Origin of the sequence: Leifsonia tongyongensis (assembly GCF_010686705.1) — a bacterium.
Lineage (GTDB): Bacteria > Actinomycetota > Actinomycetes > Actinomycetales > Microbacteriaceae > Diaminobutyricibacter > Diaminobutyricibacter tongyongensis.
Window position 1 is genome coordinate 183,000 of sequence record NZ_JAAGWY010000003.1, and the last position, 14,405, is coordinate 197,404.

14 protein-coding genes are annotated in these 14,405 nt (G+C 69.4%); 5 read left to right on the forward strand and 9 right to left on the reverse strand.

Annotated elements, in window-relative coordinates:
- Positions 1-5: 5 nt before the first annotated feature.
- Entirely contained in the window at positions 6-449 is a 444-nt protein-coding gene (locus tag G3T36_RS14315) for a metallopeptidase family protein (RefSeq protein ID WP_163290497.1), read from the reverse strand.
- 42 nt (positions 450-491) lie between these two features.
- Between G3T36_RS14315 and G3T36_RS14320 the strand changes: the two genes are divergently transcribed.
- The 3 genes from G3T36_RS14320 to ahcY all read left to right on the forward strand — a co-directional run bounded on the left by G3T36_RS14320 (position 492) and on the right by ahcY (position 3,706).
- Positions 492-713, forward strand: coding sequence for a DUF3499 family protein (locus G3T36_RS14320; protein WP_163290498.1), 222 nt, complete (start codon positions 492-494; stop codon positions 711-713).
- A complete protein-coding gene (locus tag G3T36_RS14325) occupies positions 710-2,149 on the forward strand; it encodes a phosphomannomutase/phosphoglucomutase (protein WP_338031588.1) in 1,440 nt (479 codons plus the stop codon). The genes G3T36_RS14320 and G3T36_RS14325 overlap by 4 nt, the downstream gene beginning before the upstream one ends.
- A 63-nt stretch (positions 2,150-2,212) precedes the next feature.
- Positions 2,213-3,706 (forward strand): adenosylhomocysteinase, encoded by a 1,494-nt coding sequence (gene ahcY / locus G3T36_RS14330; protein ID WP_163290499.1) that lies wholly within the window; start codon positions 2,213-2,215, stop codon positions 3,704-3,706.
- A 7-nt stretch (positions 3,707-3,713) separates the two neighbouring features.
- Here ahcY and G3T36_RS14335 read toward each other — a convergent pair whose 3' ends face one another.
- Both G3T36_RS14335 and G3T36_RS14340 read right to left on the reverse strand, forming a co-directional pair.
- Entirely contained in the window at positions 3,714-4,622 is a 909-nt protein-coding gene (locus G3T36_RS14335; RefSeq protein ID WP_163290500.1) for a cyclase family protein, read from the reverse strand.
- A gap of 1 nt (position 4,623) precedes the next feature.
- Positions 4,624-5,475, reverse strand: coding sequence for an RDD family protein (locus tag G3T36_RS14340; RefSeq protein WP_163290501.1), 852 nt, complete (start codon positions 5,473-5,475; stop codon positions 4,624-4,626).
- A gap of 17 nt (positions 5,476-5,492) precedes the next feature.
- Here G3T36_RS14340 and G3T36_RS14345 point away from each other — a divergent pair, with 17 nt between their 5' ends.
- Complete coding sequence (locus tag G3T36_RS14345; protein ID WP_163290502.1) at positions 5,493-6,488, forward strand: stage II sporulation protein M; 996 nt, start codon at positions 5,493-5,495, stop codon at positions 6,486-6,488.
- 7 nt (positions 6,489-6,495) lie between these two features.
- Here the strand turns inward: G3T36_RS14345 and G3T36_RS14350 are convergent, their stop codons facing one another.
- The gene (locus tag G3T36_RS14350) at positions 6,496-7,563 is read right to left on the reverse strand and encodes a glycosyltransferase family protein (protein ID WP_193571233.1); all 1,068 of its coding nucleotides are present in this window, start codon (positions 7,561-7,563) and stop codon (positions 6,496-6,498) included.
- Positions 7,564-7,683: 120 nt separating this feature from the next.
- Between G3T36_RS14350 and G3T36_RS14355 the strand changes: the two genes are divergently transcribed.
- Positions 7,684-8,847 carry a TDP-N-acetylfucosamine:lipid II N-acetylfucosaminyltransferase family protein gene (locus G3T36_RS14355; RefSeq protein WP_163290503.1) on the forward strand — a complete coding sequence of 388 codons (1,164 nt, stop codon included), beginning with the start codon at positions 7,684-7,686 and terminating at the stop codon, positions 8,845-8,847.
- Between the two features lie 26 nt (positions 8,848-8,873).
- Here the strand turns inward: G3T36_RS14355 and G3T36_RS14360 are convergent, their stop codons facing one another.
- Genes G3T36_RS14360 through G3T36_RS14380 form a run of 5 tightly spaced genes read right to left on the reverse strand, consistent with a single transcriptional unit; the run spans position 8,874 to position 14,365 of the window.
- Positions 8,874-10,205, reverse strand: a complete 1,332-nt coding sequence (locus G3T36_RS14360; RefSeq protein ID WP_163290504.1) for a DUF58 domain-containing protein — start codon at positions 10,203-10,205, stop codon at positions 8,874-8,876.
- Positions 10,206-10,213: 8 nt separating this feature from the next.
- The gene (locus tag G3T36_RS14365; protein ID WP_163290505.1) at positions 10,214-11,221 is read right to left on the reverse strand and encodes an AAA family ATPase; all 1,008 of its coding nucleotides are present in this window, start codon (positions 11,219-11,221) and stop codon (positions 10,214-10,216) included.
- The gene (locus tag G3T36_RS14370; protein ID WP_163290506.1) at positions 11,218-12,438 is read right to left on the reverse strand and encodes a DUF4350 domain-containing protein; all 1,221 of its coding nucleotides are present in this window, start codon (positions 12,436-12,438) and stop codon (positions 11,218-11,220) included. Before G3T36_RS14370 ends, G3T36_RS14365 begins: the two co-directional genes overlap by 4 nt.
- Positions 12,435-13,118: a DUF4129 domain-containing protein gene (locus G3T36_RS14375; RefSeq protein ID WP_163290507.1), complete on the reverse strand. Its 684-nt coding sequence runs from the start codon at positions 13,116-13,118 to the stop codon at positions 12,435-12,437. The genes G3T36_RS14370 and G3T36_RS14375 overlap by 4 nt, the downstream gene beginning before the upstream one ends.
- Entirely contained in the window at positions 13,115-14,365 is a 1,251-nt protein-coding gene (locus tag G3T36_RS14380; RefSeq protein ID WP_163290508.1) for a DUF7847 domain-containing protein, read from the reverse strand. The genes G3T36_RS14375 and G3T36_RS14380 overlap by 4 nt, the downstream gene beginning before the upstream one ends.
- Positions 14,366-14,405: the final 40 nt, after the last annotated feature.

Here is a 14,405-nt window from a genome sequence, read left to right on the forward strand (position 1 = left end):
GCGGCTCAGTAGTGGCGGAAACGCTCCGGCGCGAGATCCCAGGGGTCTTTGCCGAGCAGTTCGGCGACCGCACGGAAGACGCAGCTCTCCACGAGCATCCGCTGGTGCAGTTCGTCGTTGCGGTGCAGCTTGCTGAGCCGCTGGATGGGGACGCGGAAGAGGATGATGCGGCGCTCGCGCGGGTCCACCCGCCAGCGCTCCACCCCGTCCGGACCGACCGCGTTGATCGGGGCCGCCGCGACTTCGAATCGAACGTGCTCGAGCTCCGCCGGCCAGATGCCCTTCAGATAGTCGGCCGTCGCCGCGACCGTCATGTCGAACAGGTCGATGCGGTTGTGCAGCATGGGCAGGTGCGGGCCGGTCACCGGCCCACGGGCGCCCCGGCCGTGACGGTTCCTCCAGCGCGCGGCCGCGGGCGGCTCACTGCTTGCGCGGCGGGAACGGGGCATGTCGTCATCCTACGACGCCGGGGCTCCGATAGTCTGGGCGCGATGCTGACCCGACCGTGTTCCCGTGTCGCGTGCCCCCGAGATGCGGTGGCCACGCTCACGTACGTGTACGCGGACTCCATGGCCGTTCTCGGCCCGCTCAGCAGCACCCATGAGCCGCACTCGTACGACCTGTGCGCGATCCACGCCGAGCGCCTTTCGGCACCGCAGGGCTGGCAGGTCATGAGGCACTCGGTGCTCGGTGAAGTAGGTTATGGGGCGTGAGCAACGCTATTTCGGCCGAACAGATCCACGCGAACTTCGAGGCAGCAGTCAAGACCTATGACGTCCGCGGGCTCGTCGGCATCACGCTGACGACCGAGATGGTCGAGGCGATCGGTGCGGCCTTCGTGGACGAGATCGGTGCGGCCGGACAGGATGTGGTCGTCGGCCACGACATGCGCGACTCGTCCCCGGGATTCGCCGCGGCCTTCTCCGAGGGCGCCCGCGCCCGGGGCGCGAACGTCGTCTCCCTTGGCCTGTGCTCGACCGACGAGTCGTACTTCGCGTCCGGTTACTTCGCGGCCGCCGGGGCGATGTTCACGGCCAGCCACAACCCGGCGACCTACAACGGCATCAAGCTGTCCCGTGCCGGCGCCCAGGGCATCAGCCGTGACACCGGCCTCGCAGCCGTGCGCGAACGCGCAGAGCAGTACGTCATCGATGGCGTGGTCGCCGTCGCGGAGCCCGGTGGCATCCGTGAGGTGGACGTGCTGGCCGACTACGCGGCGTTCCTCCGCGGCCTGGTCGACCTGTCCGGCATCCGGCCGATCCGGATCGTCGTCGACGCGGGCAACGGAATGGGAGGACTGACCGTTCCCGCCGTGCTCGGCGAGGCCGCCGGCCTGCCGGCGCTGCCGATCGAGATCGTGCCCCTGTACTTCGAACTCGACGGCACCTTCCCGAACCACGAGGCGAACCCGCTGGAACCTGCGAACCTCGTCGACCTGCAGAAGGCCGTCGTCGAACACGGGGCCGACCTCGGGCTCGCCTTCGACGGCGACGCCGACCGCTGCTTCGTCGTCGACGAGCGCGGGGATGCCGTCAACCCGTCCGCGGTGGCCGCCATCGTCGCCGTTCGTGAGATCGCGCGCGCCCGCGCGGCCGACCCGGATGCCGAGATCGTGGTGATCCACAACCTCATCACCTCGCGCATCGTTCCGGAGACCATCCTGGCTGCGGGCGCAATCCCAGTGCGCACCCGCGTCGGGCACTCGCTCATCAAGGACGCGATGCGCGAAACTGGAGCCGTGTTCGGTGGGGAGCACTCGGCGCACTACTACTTCCGCGACTTCTGGAGCGCCGACAACGGCATGCTCGCCGCGATGCACCTCCTCGCGGAGTTCGGCTCGCAGGATGAACCCCTCTCGGTGCTCGCCGACGCGTACACTCCCTACGCGCAGTCGGGCGAGATCAACTCCACCGTCGACGACGTTCCGGCCGCGTTCACGCGGATCGTGGAGGCGTTCACCGGCCGCGGTGAATTCGACGAGCTCGACGGGCTCACCGTCACCGGACTCGTTGCGGGCGACGAACCGTTCTGGTGGTTCAGCGTGCGCTCCTCGAACACCGAGCCGCTGCTACGGCTCAACGTCGAAGCGGCGGATGTCAGCACCATGGCGCGCATCCGCGACGAGGTCCTCGAGCTCATCCGCCGCTGAGTCGTGGGGCCTGTCGCCCTCCGCGCGAACGAGTGACCACCAGGCCGATGAGAGAATGACTGCATGGCCAACGCACTCTCCCTCGCCGACTCCGGCACCGCCCTCCCGTTCAAGGTCGCAGACCTGACCCTTGCTGAGGCCGGCAGGCACCAGATCCGCCTCGCCGAGAACGAGATGCCCGGGCTCATGGCGCTCCGCGCCGAGTTCGGCGAGTCGAAGCCGCTCGCAGGAGCGCGGATCGCAGGCTCGCTGCACATGACCGTGCAGACGGCCGTGCTGATCGAGACGCTCGTCGCCCTGGGCGCCCAGGTGCGCTGGGCGAGCTGCAACATCTTCTCGACGCAGGACGAGGCCGCCGCGGCCATCGCGGTGGGCCCGCACGGCTCGGTGGACGCTCCTGCCGGTGTGCCGGTCTTCGCCTGGAAAGGCGAGACGCTCGAAGACTACTGGTGGTGCACCCAGCAGATCTTCGACTGGACGGCCGAAGCCGCCGCCTCCGGCGCCGACTGGATCGGCCCGAACCTCATCCTCGACGACGGGGGAGACGCGACCCTGCTGGTCCACTCCGGGCGCGACTTCGAGCTCGCCGGAGCCGTTCCGGCGGATGCCGCGGGCGACAGCCACGAATACCGCGTGATCCTCGCCGCGCTCCGCGCATCCCTCGCCACGTCGCACGATCGCTGGACCCGCATCGCCGCCGGGATCATCGGCGTCACCGAGGAGACGACCACCGGTGTCCACCGCCTCTACGAGCTCGCGCGCGACGGCAAGCTGCTCTTCCCGGCGATCAACGTCAACGACTCGGTCACCAAGAGCAAGTTCGACAACAAGTACGGCATCCGGCACTCGCTTCCCGACGGGCTGAACCGTGCGACCGACGTGCTCATCGGCGGCAAGGTCGTATTCGTGGCCGGGTACGGCGACGTCGGAAAGGGCGCTGCCGAGGCCCTGCGCGGCCAGGGCGCCCGGGTGATCGTCAGTGAGATCGATCCGATCAACGCACTCCAGGCCGCCATGGACGGCTTCCAGGTGGCCAGGATCGAATCCGTCGTCGAACAGGTGGACATCTTCATCACCGGCACCGGCAATCTCAACGTCATCACGACCGAGCACCTCCTGCGGATGAAGCACCTGGCAATCGTCGCGAACGTCGGGCACTTCGACAACGAGATCGACATGGCAGGGCTCGAAGACCTCGCTGGGGCCGAGAAGATCGAGATCAAACCGCAGGTCCACGAGTGGCGCCTGCCGACTGGCCGCAGCGTGCTGGTGCTCTCCGAGGGGCGACTGATGAACCTGGGCAACGCCACGGGTCACCCGAGCTTCGTCATGAGCAACTCGTTCACCAACCAGGTCCTGGCGCAGATCGAGCTGTACTGCTACCCGGAGAAGTATCCGGTCGGCGTGTACGTGCTTCCCAAGCACCTGGACGAGAAGGTGGCGCGACTGCACCTCGACGCCCTCGGCGTGGAGCTGACCGAGCTGACGCCGGAGCAGGCGGCGTACATCGGCGTAAGCGTTGATGGTCCATACAAAGTGGACCACTACCGCTACTGAGGCGACCTCAGGAGAGTTCTGCGAACGCCCGCACGGGGAAGGTCCCGAATCCCTCGACCTTCGGGGGAACCGCCGTGAACCGCGCTCCGCGTGCGGGGACCTCGCCCAGCGCGGTCAGGTGCTCCACCACGTGGATTCCCGCGGCCAGGAGGAGGGTGTGAGCGGGGCGTTCCCCGCCGGCCTCGGTGTCGTCGATGTTGAGCGAATCGATCCCCACCAGGGCCACCCCGGCGTCCACCAGGTGGCGCGCACCGTCCTCGGTCAGATACGGAGCACCGGATGCGTAGGCCGGCGTGCCGAAATGACGATCCCAGCCGGTGTGCAGCAGCACGGCAGCGCCTGCGAGATCCCGGTCGAAGAAGACCGACGACGGGATGCCGCGCTGAAGCGCATCCGTCAGGTGGAAGACCTCGGCGGGCAGCCCCACGAGGGTCTCCAGCCGGAGCGAGGCCAGGTCTCCGCCCTCGGCGTAGCGGTGGAATGGGCTGTCGAGGTACGTGCCCGTGTTGCCGATCATCGTGATCACATCCATCGCGAACTCCGTGCCCGGAGCGTAGCGCGCCCGTGAAGCCTCACGGGTGAGGTGCGGGGTGATGACGGGCTCCGGGAGGCCCGGATAGGTGACGAGGCCAGCGCGCACGGTGTGGCTGAGGTCGACGATCCGCGACCGCGCCGACGACTCGGAGTGTTCACTGACCACGCCCCGGCTCCCGCGATGCGGCTCTTCGACGATGGCGAGCGAATGGAATTCCACTCCTCCCACGAGCGCGAGCCCGAGATGCTCGACGAGCAGGCGCGCGACATCGGCCTCTTCGACGTCCTTCGAAGGAAGGTCGAGGCGGAATCCGGTGGCTTCCAGGCTCCCGCCGTTCACGAAAGCGATGGTGGCGTCGAAGTGAGCGCGGTAGTCGGTCATGTCACCTTTCAGGGAATCCGTGGGGGAGTGCATCGAGCACGGGGGCGAGTCGCTCGAGTCGTTCCTTCTCGAGTGTGAGCGCGCGGAAGTCGCGGTCCCGACGGAGGGCCGCCACTCCCGCGAGGAAGGTCTCGGCGTCCACCGCGGGCAGCGGTGAGACGTAGGCGCCTGCTTCGCCGGCGAGTTCCGCACTGAGTCCCGCACGGGCAGTGAGTGTCATCCCCGGTGCCTGGTTCAGGAACTGGGCGATGCGCCGCGAGAGCCGGTCGGGGAGTCGTGCGACATCCGCGATGGCCGCCCATCCGGCGAGCTGGGGCGGCATCGCGAACCCGACCGCGTCGATCGCCGGAACGCGCTCCAGCTGGCTGTACGTGCCGGCGATGAGGTCGCCGAGGCGCTTGGAACGCCCGTTCAGCAGGCCGACGAGCGCCGCCAGGCCGCCGAAGGTCATGTAGATCTCGACGACACCGGTGAGTGCGCGGATGAAGGCGTGGCGCAGCTGGGTGGCGCCGCCGTCGTCGCGGACGATGCGGGCGCCGACCGCGAACTTGCCCACGGAACGTCCGTGGGTCGCGAACTCGACCGTCATCGGCGCGATCACGAGAGCGAAGACGAGGCTGACCGTGACCAGCGCTCTTCGCAGTGCGTCGTCGAGCCCTCCCGCGGTCAACACGATCATGAGGACGAGGCCGACGAAGAGCAGGACGTAGATGAGCCAGTCGAGCGCCGCGCCGGCAGCCCGGAGGATGTAGGAAGCGGGCTTGACGTCGAGCGCGACGGCCTCGCCCGTCACCACTTCGCGTTCGACACCCCCGTCGACGAGGTCGATCCGCGGAGCCCCCGGTGCAGCCATGGCTATCATCTAAGCAGATGGACCTCGACGCATACTCCGCAGCGCACCGCGCCGAATGGGACCGGCTTGCCGCCCTCGCCAGGCAGCGGTCGCTCAGCGGTGAGCAGGCGGACGAGCTCATCGACCTCTACCAGACCGGCGCGACCCAGCTCTCCGCGATCAAGACGCAGGCCGGCTCGACGACACAGGGCGACAGGCTCTCGGTCGCCCTGTCGACGGCGCGCCTCCGCTTCACGGGCACAGGCGCGAACATCCTGTCCCAGCTGCCCCGGTTCTTCGTGCTGCAGCTGCCTGCCGCCCTCTACCGGCTTCGCTGGCTCACGCTCGCCGTCGCGGTCGCCTCGCTCGTCGTCGCGGGTCTCTTCGCGTGGTGGGCGCTCGGCAACCCTCAGGTCATGGCGAACTTCGGGTCGGATGCGCAACTGAAGCAGATCGTGAACCACGAGTTCATCGACTACTACTCCAACAATCCCGCAGCGTCTTTCGCCGGTCAGGTCTGGACGAACAACGCGTGGATCGCAGCCCAGTGCATCGCGTTCGGGATCGTCGGCTTCTATGTGCCGGCCGTCCTGCTCCAGAACGCCCAGAACATCGGCATCTCGGCGGCCGTGCTGTTCGCATACGGCCGGGGTGACGTGTTCTTCCTCTACATCCTTCCGCACGGCCTGCTGGAGCTGACATCCATCTTCGTCGCCGCGGCTGCCGGCCTGCGGATCTTCTGGTCCTGGATCGCTCCGGGTCCCCGCACGCGTGGCCAGGCGCTCGCCGAGGACGGGCGGGCGCTGTTCACCGTCGCTGTCGGCCTGATTCTCTCGCTGTTCGTCTCCGGGCTCATCGAAGGGTTCGTCACGCCGTCCGATCTGCCCTGGCCGGTGAAGATCGGTATAGGGGTGTTGGCGCTCGTCGCGTTCCTCGTCTACATGCTCGTCGTCGGCCGCCGCGCCGTGCGGCTGGGCGCGACAGGCGACCTGGACGACTTCGAGGCGGGCGCGCGCAGGATCGTCGCCGGCTGAACGGGCGCTACGGCGTCGTGTTTCGCGGCTGCGGATGGAGGGTCAGGCCCGGGATGCTCGGCGTGACGACCTGTCCGGTCGCGGCCGCGCGGTAGACCTCTTCGAGGGCGGGTATCCACCGGTCCGGCGTGTGTTTGCCGAGTACCCAGGGCCTGGCGTTCAACCGAGCGGACGACGCGCGAGGATCCTCGAGCGCGATCAGGCACTGTTCGACGATCTCCTGAACGGTTCCCAGCAGCACGGGCGGCGGGTCGCCGTCGTCCGCGAGAGACGGCACCGGACAGAGCACGGTGGGGCCGATGGCCATCGCCTCCAGTTCACTCACCGCAATGATGCCGGCCGCCTGGCCGATGGCGACGTCTGCCGACGCGACCAGCTCGAGGAATCCGGGATGGTCCTGGCGCGGCACCAGCTCGATCCCCAGTTCGGCCGCAGCCGCGGCGCCGGGTCCCCAGTCCAGTCCGACGAGGCGTGTTCCGGTCGGCAGGGCCGAGCGCAGCGCCCTGGCGGTCTCGAGCTGTGTCTCGACCCCTTTCGTGTCGTCCCAGCGGGAGACGAACAGCACGGTCGGGTCGCCGTGCTCCGAGCCGGGGCGCCACACCGGGTGCAGCTGGGGCTCGACGAAGGCGGGCATGTATGTCGCGTCCGCGCGCGCGGTCGTGGCTTCCTCGACCGTGTCGAGGTTCGTGTAGTAGACGGCGCTGGCCCCGTCGATCGCCCGCTGGATCTGGTCGTGCGTCGCGGGGGACTTCCAGAGCCGTCGGATGTCCGTGCCATGGAGATGCAGCACATACGGGCGCTTGGGGATCCACGGCCGCTGCAGCAAGTGGACGGCCGTCGCGTAATGGACATGGATGACGTCGCTCGTCCGCGCGGTGCGCAGGTGGCGGAGCACGTGCCTGAACTCCCCGAGCCTGCCCGTGCCGCTGCCGAACCCGCTCGCCGGTCGCACCTGCGCGGGCGGCACGTATCCCCAGGTCAGCCCGGCTCTGGCCGCCGCGTCGACGAGTGCGCGCGCGACGTACGCGCAGTCGTTGAAGTGTGTCACCCTGGGCGTGGGTGTACGGGAGGCCATCGGGCCATTCTGCCATCTCACGGTGGGGGCGGTGGTCACCCGGACAGGGGCCGATCCGAGATCCGGATAGGCTGGATCACCAGACATGGCACGTGATGGCTTCCGCAGTAAGGAATCGGTATGGATGCACCACCGCGACGTCTGAAGATCGTTCACATCGGCCCCGATTCGCCGCACCTGCGGTTCGCGGCGAACATCTTCGAGTCGGTCGCGCCCGGGGCGAACGAATACGTCGTGGTCGGCACAGCCGGAGCGCTGCGCTACCCGGTGTCGCGAGGCGTCGTGACGGTCGTGTCGCCCTCGCCGCTCGGTGTCCTCTCCATCCTGGCCCGGCGCCCGAAAGGCGACCTCATCGTCGCGCACTCGATGACGGCGCACGCGACGGCGGCCTTCGCCCGTGCCGGCAGGAGGACCGCGACGGTCTGGAGCGGATGGGGCTACGACTTCTACGGCCCGGAGACGGAAGGATCGCTGCTCGGGCCGAAGACGCGCGCGCTCGTCGACGAACTCGCGCGATCGCGGTCGGTCGTGCACCGCCCCCTATGGCGACGTTCCCTCACCGGCGCCTGGAACGGGTTCGCTCGCACGCTGAAACGAAGGGCGGCGGCCCGGACGGACTACCTCTCGGTTCCCGTGCCAGGCGAGGAGGCCGTCTTCCGCTCGCAGTTCCCGCAGTTCCGGGGACAGTCGAGCCAGCTCAGCTACTTCAGTCTCGAAGAGAGCTTCGCCACGCACGGAGCCGATCGCCCGAGCGGCACAGGGATACTTCTCGGCAACTCGGCGACTCCGACCAACAACCATCTCGAGGCGTTCGACCTGCTGGCGGGTCGGGAGCTCGGAGGGCGTCGGATCGTCGTGCCTCTGAGCTACGGCGATCCCGCGTACCGCGATGCGATCGTCGAGCGGGGGACGCAGATGTTCGGAACCGATTTCGTCCCCGTTGTCGAGCGGATGCCGCTCGAGGAGTACAACGCGCTCGTCGCGGGCTGCGACGTCGTGATCATGAACCATCGGCGGCAGCAGGCGCTCGGCAACATCGGGACCGCCTTGAACGCCGGCGCGACGGTGTATCTCGATGAGGCGAATCCCGTCTACCCGTTCTTCCGGCGCTCAGGAGCGTCGGTGCGGTCGACCTCGGAGCTGGCGACCGCGAGTTCCCTCGCACACCCGCTCAGCGACGACGAGCTCGCCGCCAACCGGAGCTTCCTGAAGTCGTTCTGGGGAACGGAGCAGGTTCGCGAGAACGTCGCCGCCCTGCTCCGCAGAATAGGCGAGGCGAGCTAGCCCGGAGGTCGCTGCCAGGGAGCAGGTCACAGCCGCCCGGCGGCCTTGAGCGCAAGGTAGTGGTCGCTGAGGGCAGGCGGAAGATCGGCGGGTGCGCCGGTCACCACATCAGCGCCCAGGCGCCGGATCGCGGCGGAGATGCGGGCGATGTCCAGAAGCGCACGCTCCGCTGCCGCCGCGCGGTACACGGTTGCCCGGTCGTCCCGCTGCCTCGTCGCCCGCAACGACTCCGGGTCGGTCACGGATGCGACGACGACGGTGTGCTTGCGGGTGAGCTGAGGGAGCACGGAAAGGAGCCCGTGCGATGCCCCAGGGGCGTCGATCGACGTGAGGAGCACGACGAGGGCTCGCTGGCTCGTGAGGGACGACACTTGGGCGGGCACGGCCGCCCAGTCCATCTCGATCAGCTCGGGATCGATCCCCGCCATCATGTCGACGGTGCGTGCGAGGAGCTCGGGGCCGCTCGCCCCCTGCACCCGGCCGCGCACACGCCGGTCGTAGGCCATCACGTCGACCCGGTCTCCCGCCCGGGTCGCGAGCGCTTCGAGGAGAAGCGCGGATTCGTACGCCGTGTCGATGCGCGGTTCGTCGTCGACCCGCGCTGCCGCGGTGCGCCCGGTGTCGATCAGGATGATGACCCGGCGGTCGCGCTCGGGTCGCCACGTGCGCACCATCACCCGCTGGCCGGCGCCACCCGATGGATCGTGCCGTCGAGCCGTCGCGCGCCAGTCGATCGATCGCACGTCGTCGCCGCGCACGTATTCGCGCAGGGAGTCGAACTCGGTGCCCTGACCTCGGAGCATCACGCTGGTCATGCCGTCGAGTTCACGCAGCCGTGCGAGGCGGGAGGGGAGGTGTTTGCGGGCGTTGAACGCGGGCAGGACCCGGATGCGACCGGGCGCCGCGAGGGTCGCCTGGCGTGCCCACAGGCGCAGCGGCCCCCACGCCCGCACGGTCACCTGCTCGACCCGCCGTTCACCGCGTCGAACCGGGACCAGTGTCGTGGTCACCCTCCTGCGCTCGCCGGGCGGGATGCTGACGCTGCTGCGCGTCGGGGATGCGCCTGCTGACGGCTCCCAGGCATCGCGGACGACCCCGCGCAGCATCCGCTTCCCGGTGTTCGTGACGTAGAGCTCGCTGAGGGCATCCGCCCCCATCCGGACCCGGCCGGGAACGCGGCGGTCGATCGCGACGCGACGAGGTGAGGCGGCCAGAGCGAGGTCGATCGCCCCCGCGGCCAGTGCGAGCGCCACCCACCCGGCGAGGATGAGCATGGCCGTGCCGCTGTCGGCGCCGAAGAGCACCAGGGGGACGACGCCGATTGCGATCAGCGCGACGAAACGGCCGGAGACGGTCACGATGCCCTCTAGATCGGGACCTGGACCTGTTGGACGATCGAGCGCAGGATCGCATCCACCTCGACGCCTTCCAGCTCGGCCTCGGGGCGAAGCTGCACGCGGTGACGCCAGACAGGCAGGAGCATCGCCTGCACGTGGTCGGGGGTGATCGACTCGTAGCCGGACAGCCACGCCCAGGCTTTCGCCGCGGCGAGCAGTGCGGTCGTCCCGCGCGGACTGACGCCGAGCTTCACCGACGGGCTGCGACGTGTCGCACGCGCCAGATCGACGATGTACGCGAGCACGTCCGCCGAGGAGCCGACGGACGCTGCTGCGGCACGGGCGGCTGCCAGCTCTGCCGGGCCGAGCACAGGGGTCACGCCGGCGGCCGCGAGGTCGCGCGGGTTGAATCCTGCGGCGTGGCGCCGGAGCACCTCGACCTCGCTCTCGCGCTCCGGGATGTCGAGGGTCAGCTTGAGGAGGAACCGATCCAGCTGGGCTTCGGGGAGGGTGTACGTGCCTTCGTACTCGATGGGGTTCTGGGTCGCAGCGACGATGAACGGGTCGGGGAGCATCCGGCTGACGCCGTCGACGCTCACCTGGCGTTCTTCCATGGCCTCGAGCAGGGCCGACTGGGTCTTCGGAGGCGTGCGGTTGATCTCGTCGGCGAGCAGGATGTTCGTGAACACCGGCCCCTCGCGGAACTGGAAGCCGCCGCTCTGGCCGTCGTAGACGAGCGAGCCGGTGACGTCGCCCGGCATCAGGTCGGGAGTGAACTGGATGCGACGGGTCTGGAGGCTGAGCGCTTGGCTCAGCGACCGCACGAGCAGGGTCTTCGCCACCCCCGGCACGCCTTCGAGCAGGACGTGGCCACGTGCCAGCAGAGCGATGATGAGTCCGGTCACAGCGCCGTCCTGGCCGACCACCGCCTTGCCGACTTCGGTGCGGACCCGGCTGAGGGCGGTGCGAAGCGCGGCGGCGTCCGCACCGGGATCGGCCGAAGCCGGCGATGTCGTTGCCGTGGTGACGTCGGTCATGGTTCCATTCTTCCGGTCGGACGGTCGTTTGCGGGATTGACGGCGTTCAGCGTGGCCGATTCGAGCCGGGCGAGCCGGTCGGACAGTGAGACGAGCTGGGCGTCGGTGCGCGGCTGCGCATCGACGAGGAGGTCGCGCACGACGCTGCGATCGGTGCCGGTGAGCGCGGCGACCGTGTCGCAGACCTCCCACACGGAGGCCGTCGAGGGCAGGCCCACGGCCGCCCCCAGACGCCCGATCGTGCCGATGCGAATGCTGTCGAGGGCCCGGAGTCGCGCGGATGACCGCTGGTAGAGGCGCGCCCGCCCTTCCATCGTCTCGCCGCTGCGCACCACGACCGGGAGGTTCTCGACGACGAGCGGACCGAACCGGCGCCCCCGCCAGACCGCAGCGGCGATGACGACCACGACGAGGAGGAGGACGAGGGGGGTGACCCAGCCGGGTGTGAGGGCATTGAGGTCGGGCGGCCCGTTCGCCGCGACATCCCGCAGTGTCGGCAGGTACCAGACGAGCGAAGGGTGCTCGCCCAGGAGGTTGAGCGCGAGCGCGGCGTTGCCTGCCCGCACGACTCCCTCGTTGTCGAGGAGGCTCGGCGACCCGACCAGGTGGAGGGTCGTTCCGTTCGCGGTGCTGCTGACGAATGCGAAACCACCGTTCCCGGTAGAGAAGCATCCCGTAGCCGGTGCGGCGCCGGAGGTCACGCGCAGCGTCGGCGATTTCACGGTCGGCTCGATCGTCTGCGCACGGTTCGCCGCTGCCACCGGACAATCGGCGGTCAGGATGCCGTTGCCGGCGGCCGCTCCCGCGTTGTGGACGTCGGGTGCGAGCGCATGGAGGGCCGCGAATCCCGGATCGACGACGACCAGGGTGGCTGCGTGCGTCTGGAGTTCGGTGAAACGGCCCTCGTCGAGGTAGCCCTGCGGGTCGTAGACGAGGATCGTCCCGTCGCCGGGCGCCAGGTCACGCACCTGCGCGAGGGAGGATGCGGACGTCACGTCGACGCCCTGCTGCCGAAGGACCTCGGCGAGCGCTTTGGCTCCTGCGGGGGCGGCGTTCGAGGCGTCGAGCGCGACCCCGGGGCCATGGCCGCCGGTGGTCAGGAAGCCGATCGCGGCGACCAGGATCGCGATGGCGCCGACCACGATCCACCCGACGCTCCGTCGGGCGACCTGTCTGGGCGACGAGGAGATCGCCGGCGCGGGACCGGTGATCGTCATCGTACCGTCACCTGGTCTACCGGCTGGGCAAATGCCGCAGGACGAGCGGACTGGAGTGCCGCATCCAATGCGACGAATTCGTCGTACTGCTCGGGCGAGGCGGCGCGTCCGAGGTAGCGCACGCCGTCGAAGGTGCGCGCTGCGGCCCCGAGTCGCGCGCCTTCCGCGGGCACCGCGATCGACGCTCGGGCGGCGAAATCGTTCGCGGTCGTCCCCGGCATGAGCAGCACGATCGTGCGTTCGTCGAGCGACTGGGCGATCGCGCGGAACCGTTCCTCCACCGCGAGCGTCCAGTCACCGGTCTTCGCCGCCCGCTCCGCCGACCGCCGGAGCGTCGCGGCATCCCTCGTGTCGTCCGCGCCGAACAGGGCGTCGACCCGTGCGCGGCTCCGGCGGTTGAGACGCGGAAGACCGAAGACGACGAACGCGACGGTGAGCAGCCCCACAGCCAGCACGACGACCACGATCAGGAGGATGCCGCTGAAGCTGCCGCTCCCCGCCGAGAACAGGGAAGCGAGCCAGTCCTGGACGGCCTTGGAGGCGAGGTCGAACCAGGTGGGCTTCGCCGCCTGGTATTCGGGTCTCGCAAGCTCGCGCACGAGCCAGTCGTGCGCCTCCGGGGCGTCGGGATCGACCGGGATGGACGCCGACAGGCGTGCCGGGACCGTCAGGGCGGTCATCTGCCGGGATACGCGGTGGCTCCAGCCGGATGCTCGGCCGGCTGATACGGATCGGGCAACCCGGTGGCGCCCGCCTGACGCGCTTCGACGAACCGGATGAGCTGCAGGTCGAGCCCCTCTTTGCGCATCCGCAGGTCGACGTAGATCAGGGCGACGGCCGAGGACTGGACGACGGCGAGGACGGCCCCGATCACGGCGGTCACAACCGTCGAGACGACGTTGATTCCGAGCTGTGAGAGGAAGACCTGCCCGACGGACGGGTCCGATGCGCTCGCCCCCAGACCGGTCGGGTTGACGAGCAGGGTGACGAAGCTGCCGATGAGCGCGATCGGGAAGGTGATGATCTGCGTGACGGCGTACACGATCAGGCCGATCAGCACGATGACGCCGAGGGTCCTCCAGAAGAAGCCGGCGGTGAGGCGCCACGAACGCTTCATCGCATCCCTGATCCGCAGGCGCTCGAGGACGATCGCGCTCGGGACGAGGGCGAGCTTCGTCGACAGCCAGACCGCGATGACGACCGCCCCGAGGCCCGCGAGTACCGAATACGCGACGCCCACCCCGATCATGGCGCCGCCACCGGCGAAGAGGAGCACGGCGATGATCGCGAGCACGAACACGCCGGCTCCCAGCGCGACGGACAGCAGCAGCGTCCAGCCGATGAGCGCGCCGACGCGCGACCGGGTGAGGCGCCACAGGGATCCGAGCGTGAGCTTCTCACCCAGGGTCTCCCGTGCCACCTCGTTGACGACGATTCCCTGCAGGAGTGACGTGGAGACGGCGGAGACCACGAGCGAGACGATGCCGAGCACGATCGCCCAGCCCACCGCTCCGGCCTGGAGGGCTCCCTGGTCGGCGGCCGACGCATTGTCGGCCCGGCTGAACAGGATGGTCACGCCACCGATGATGAGAAGGGAGACGATCGCCTGCGGCACGCCCTGGATGAGGAGGGCCGCGCCCACGGTGACCTTCGGGTTGCGACGGAGCACCTGGAACGGCGCTCCGATGAGTGTTCCGAAGCTGAGAGGACGAAGGGGCACCAGCCCGGGCTTCGGTGGGGGAGTCCAGCCGGGCTGCTGGCCGAACCCGTAACCGGGCTGGACGTAGGCGGGCTGGCCGTATGGCGGCGGGGGCGGCGGAGGCGGCACGCTGCCCGGCGCGTACTCGCCGTAGCGGGGCTGCGGCGCGGGCGCACCACTGGGTGCCTGCCAGTGCTCCTCGGCGGGCCCTGGTTGCTCTCCACTCACGTGATCGCTCCTTCTACCCCGGTTCCGGTGCGGATTCCGC

Coding starts and splice junctions, on each gene's coding strand:
- G3T36_RS14315 (WP_163290497.1), bottom strand. CDS start 449: ATGCCCCGTTCCCGCCGCGCAAGCAGTGAGCCGCCCGCGGCCGCGCGC.
- G3T36_RS14320 (WP_163290498.1), top strand. CDS start 492: ATGCTGACCCGACCGTGTTCCCGTGTCGCGTGCCCCCGAGATGCGGTG.
- ahcY (WP_163290499.1), top strand. CDS start 2,213: ATGGCCAACGCACTCTCCCTCGCCGACTCCGGCACCGCCCTCCCGTTC.
- G3T36_RS14335 (WP_163290500.1), bottom strand. CDS start 4,622: ATGACCGACTACCGCGCTCACTTCGACGCCACCATCGCTTTCGTGAAC.
- G3T36_RS14340 (WP_163290501.1), bottom strand. CDS start 5,475: ATGGCTGCACCGGGGGCTCCGCGGATCGACCTCGTCGACGGGGGTGTC.
- G3T36_RS14345 (WP_163290502.1), top strand. CDS start 5,493: ATGGACCTCGACGCATACTCCGCAGCGCACCGCGCCGAATGGGACCGG.
- G3T36_RS14350 (WP_193571233.1), bottom strand. CDS start 7,563: ATGGCCTCCCGTACACCCACGCCCAGGGTGACACACTTCAACGACTGC.
- G3T36_RS14355 (WP_163290503.1), top strand. CDS start 7,684: ATGGATGCACCACCGCGACGTCTGAAGATCGTTCACATCGGCCCCGAT.
- G3T36_RS14365 (WP_163290505.1), bottom strand. CDS start 11,221: ATGACCGACGTCACCACGGCAACGACATCGCCGGCTTCGGCCGATCCC.
- G3T36_RS14370 (WP_163290506.1), bottom strand. CDS start 12,438: ATGACGATCACCGGTCCCGCGCCGGCGATCTCCTCGTCGCCCAGACAG.
- G3T36_RS14375 (WP_163290507.1), bottom strand. CDS start 13,118: ATGACCGCCCTGACGGTCCCGGCACGCCTGTCGGCGTCCATCCCGGTC.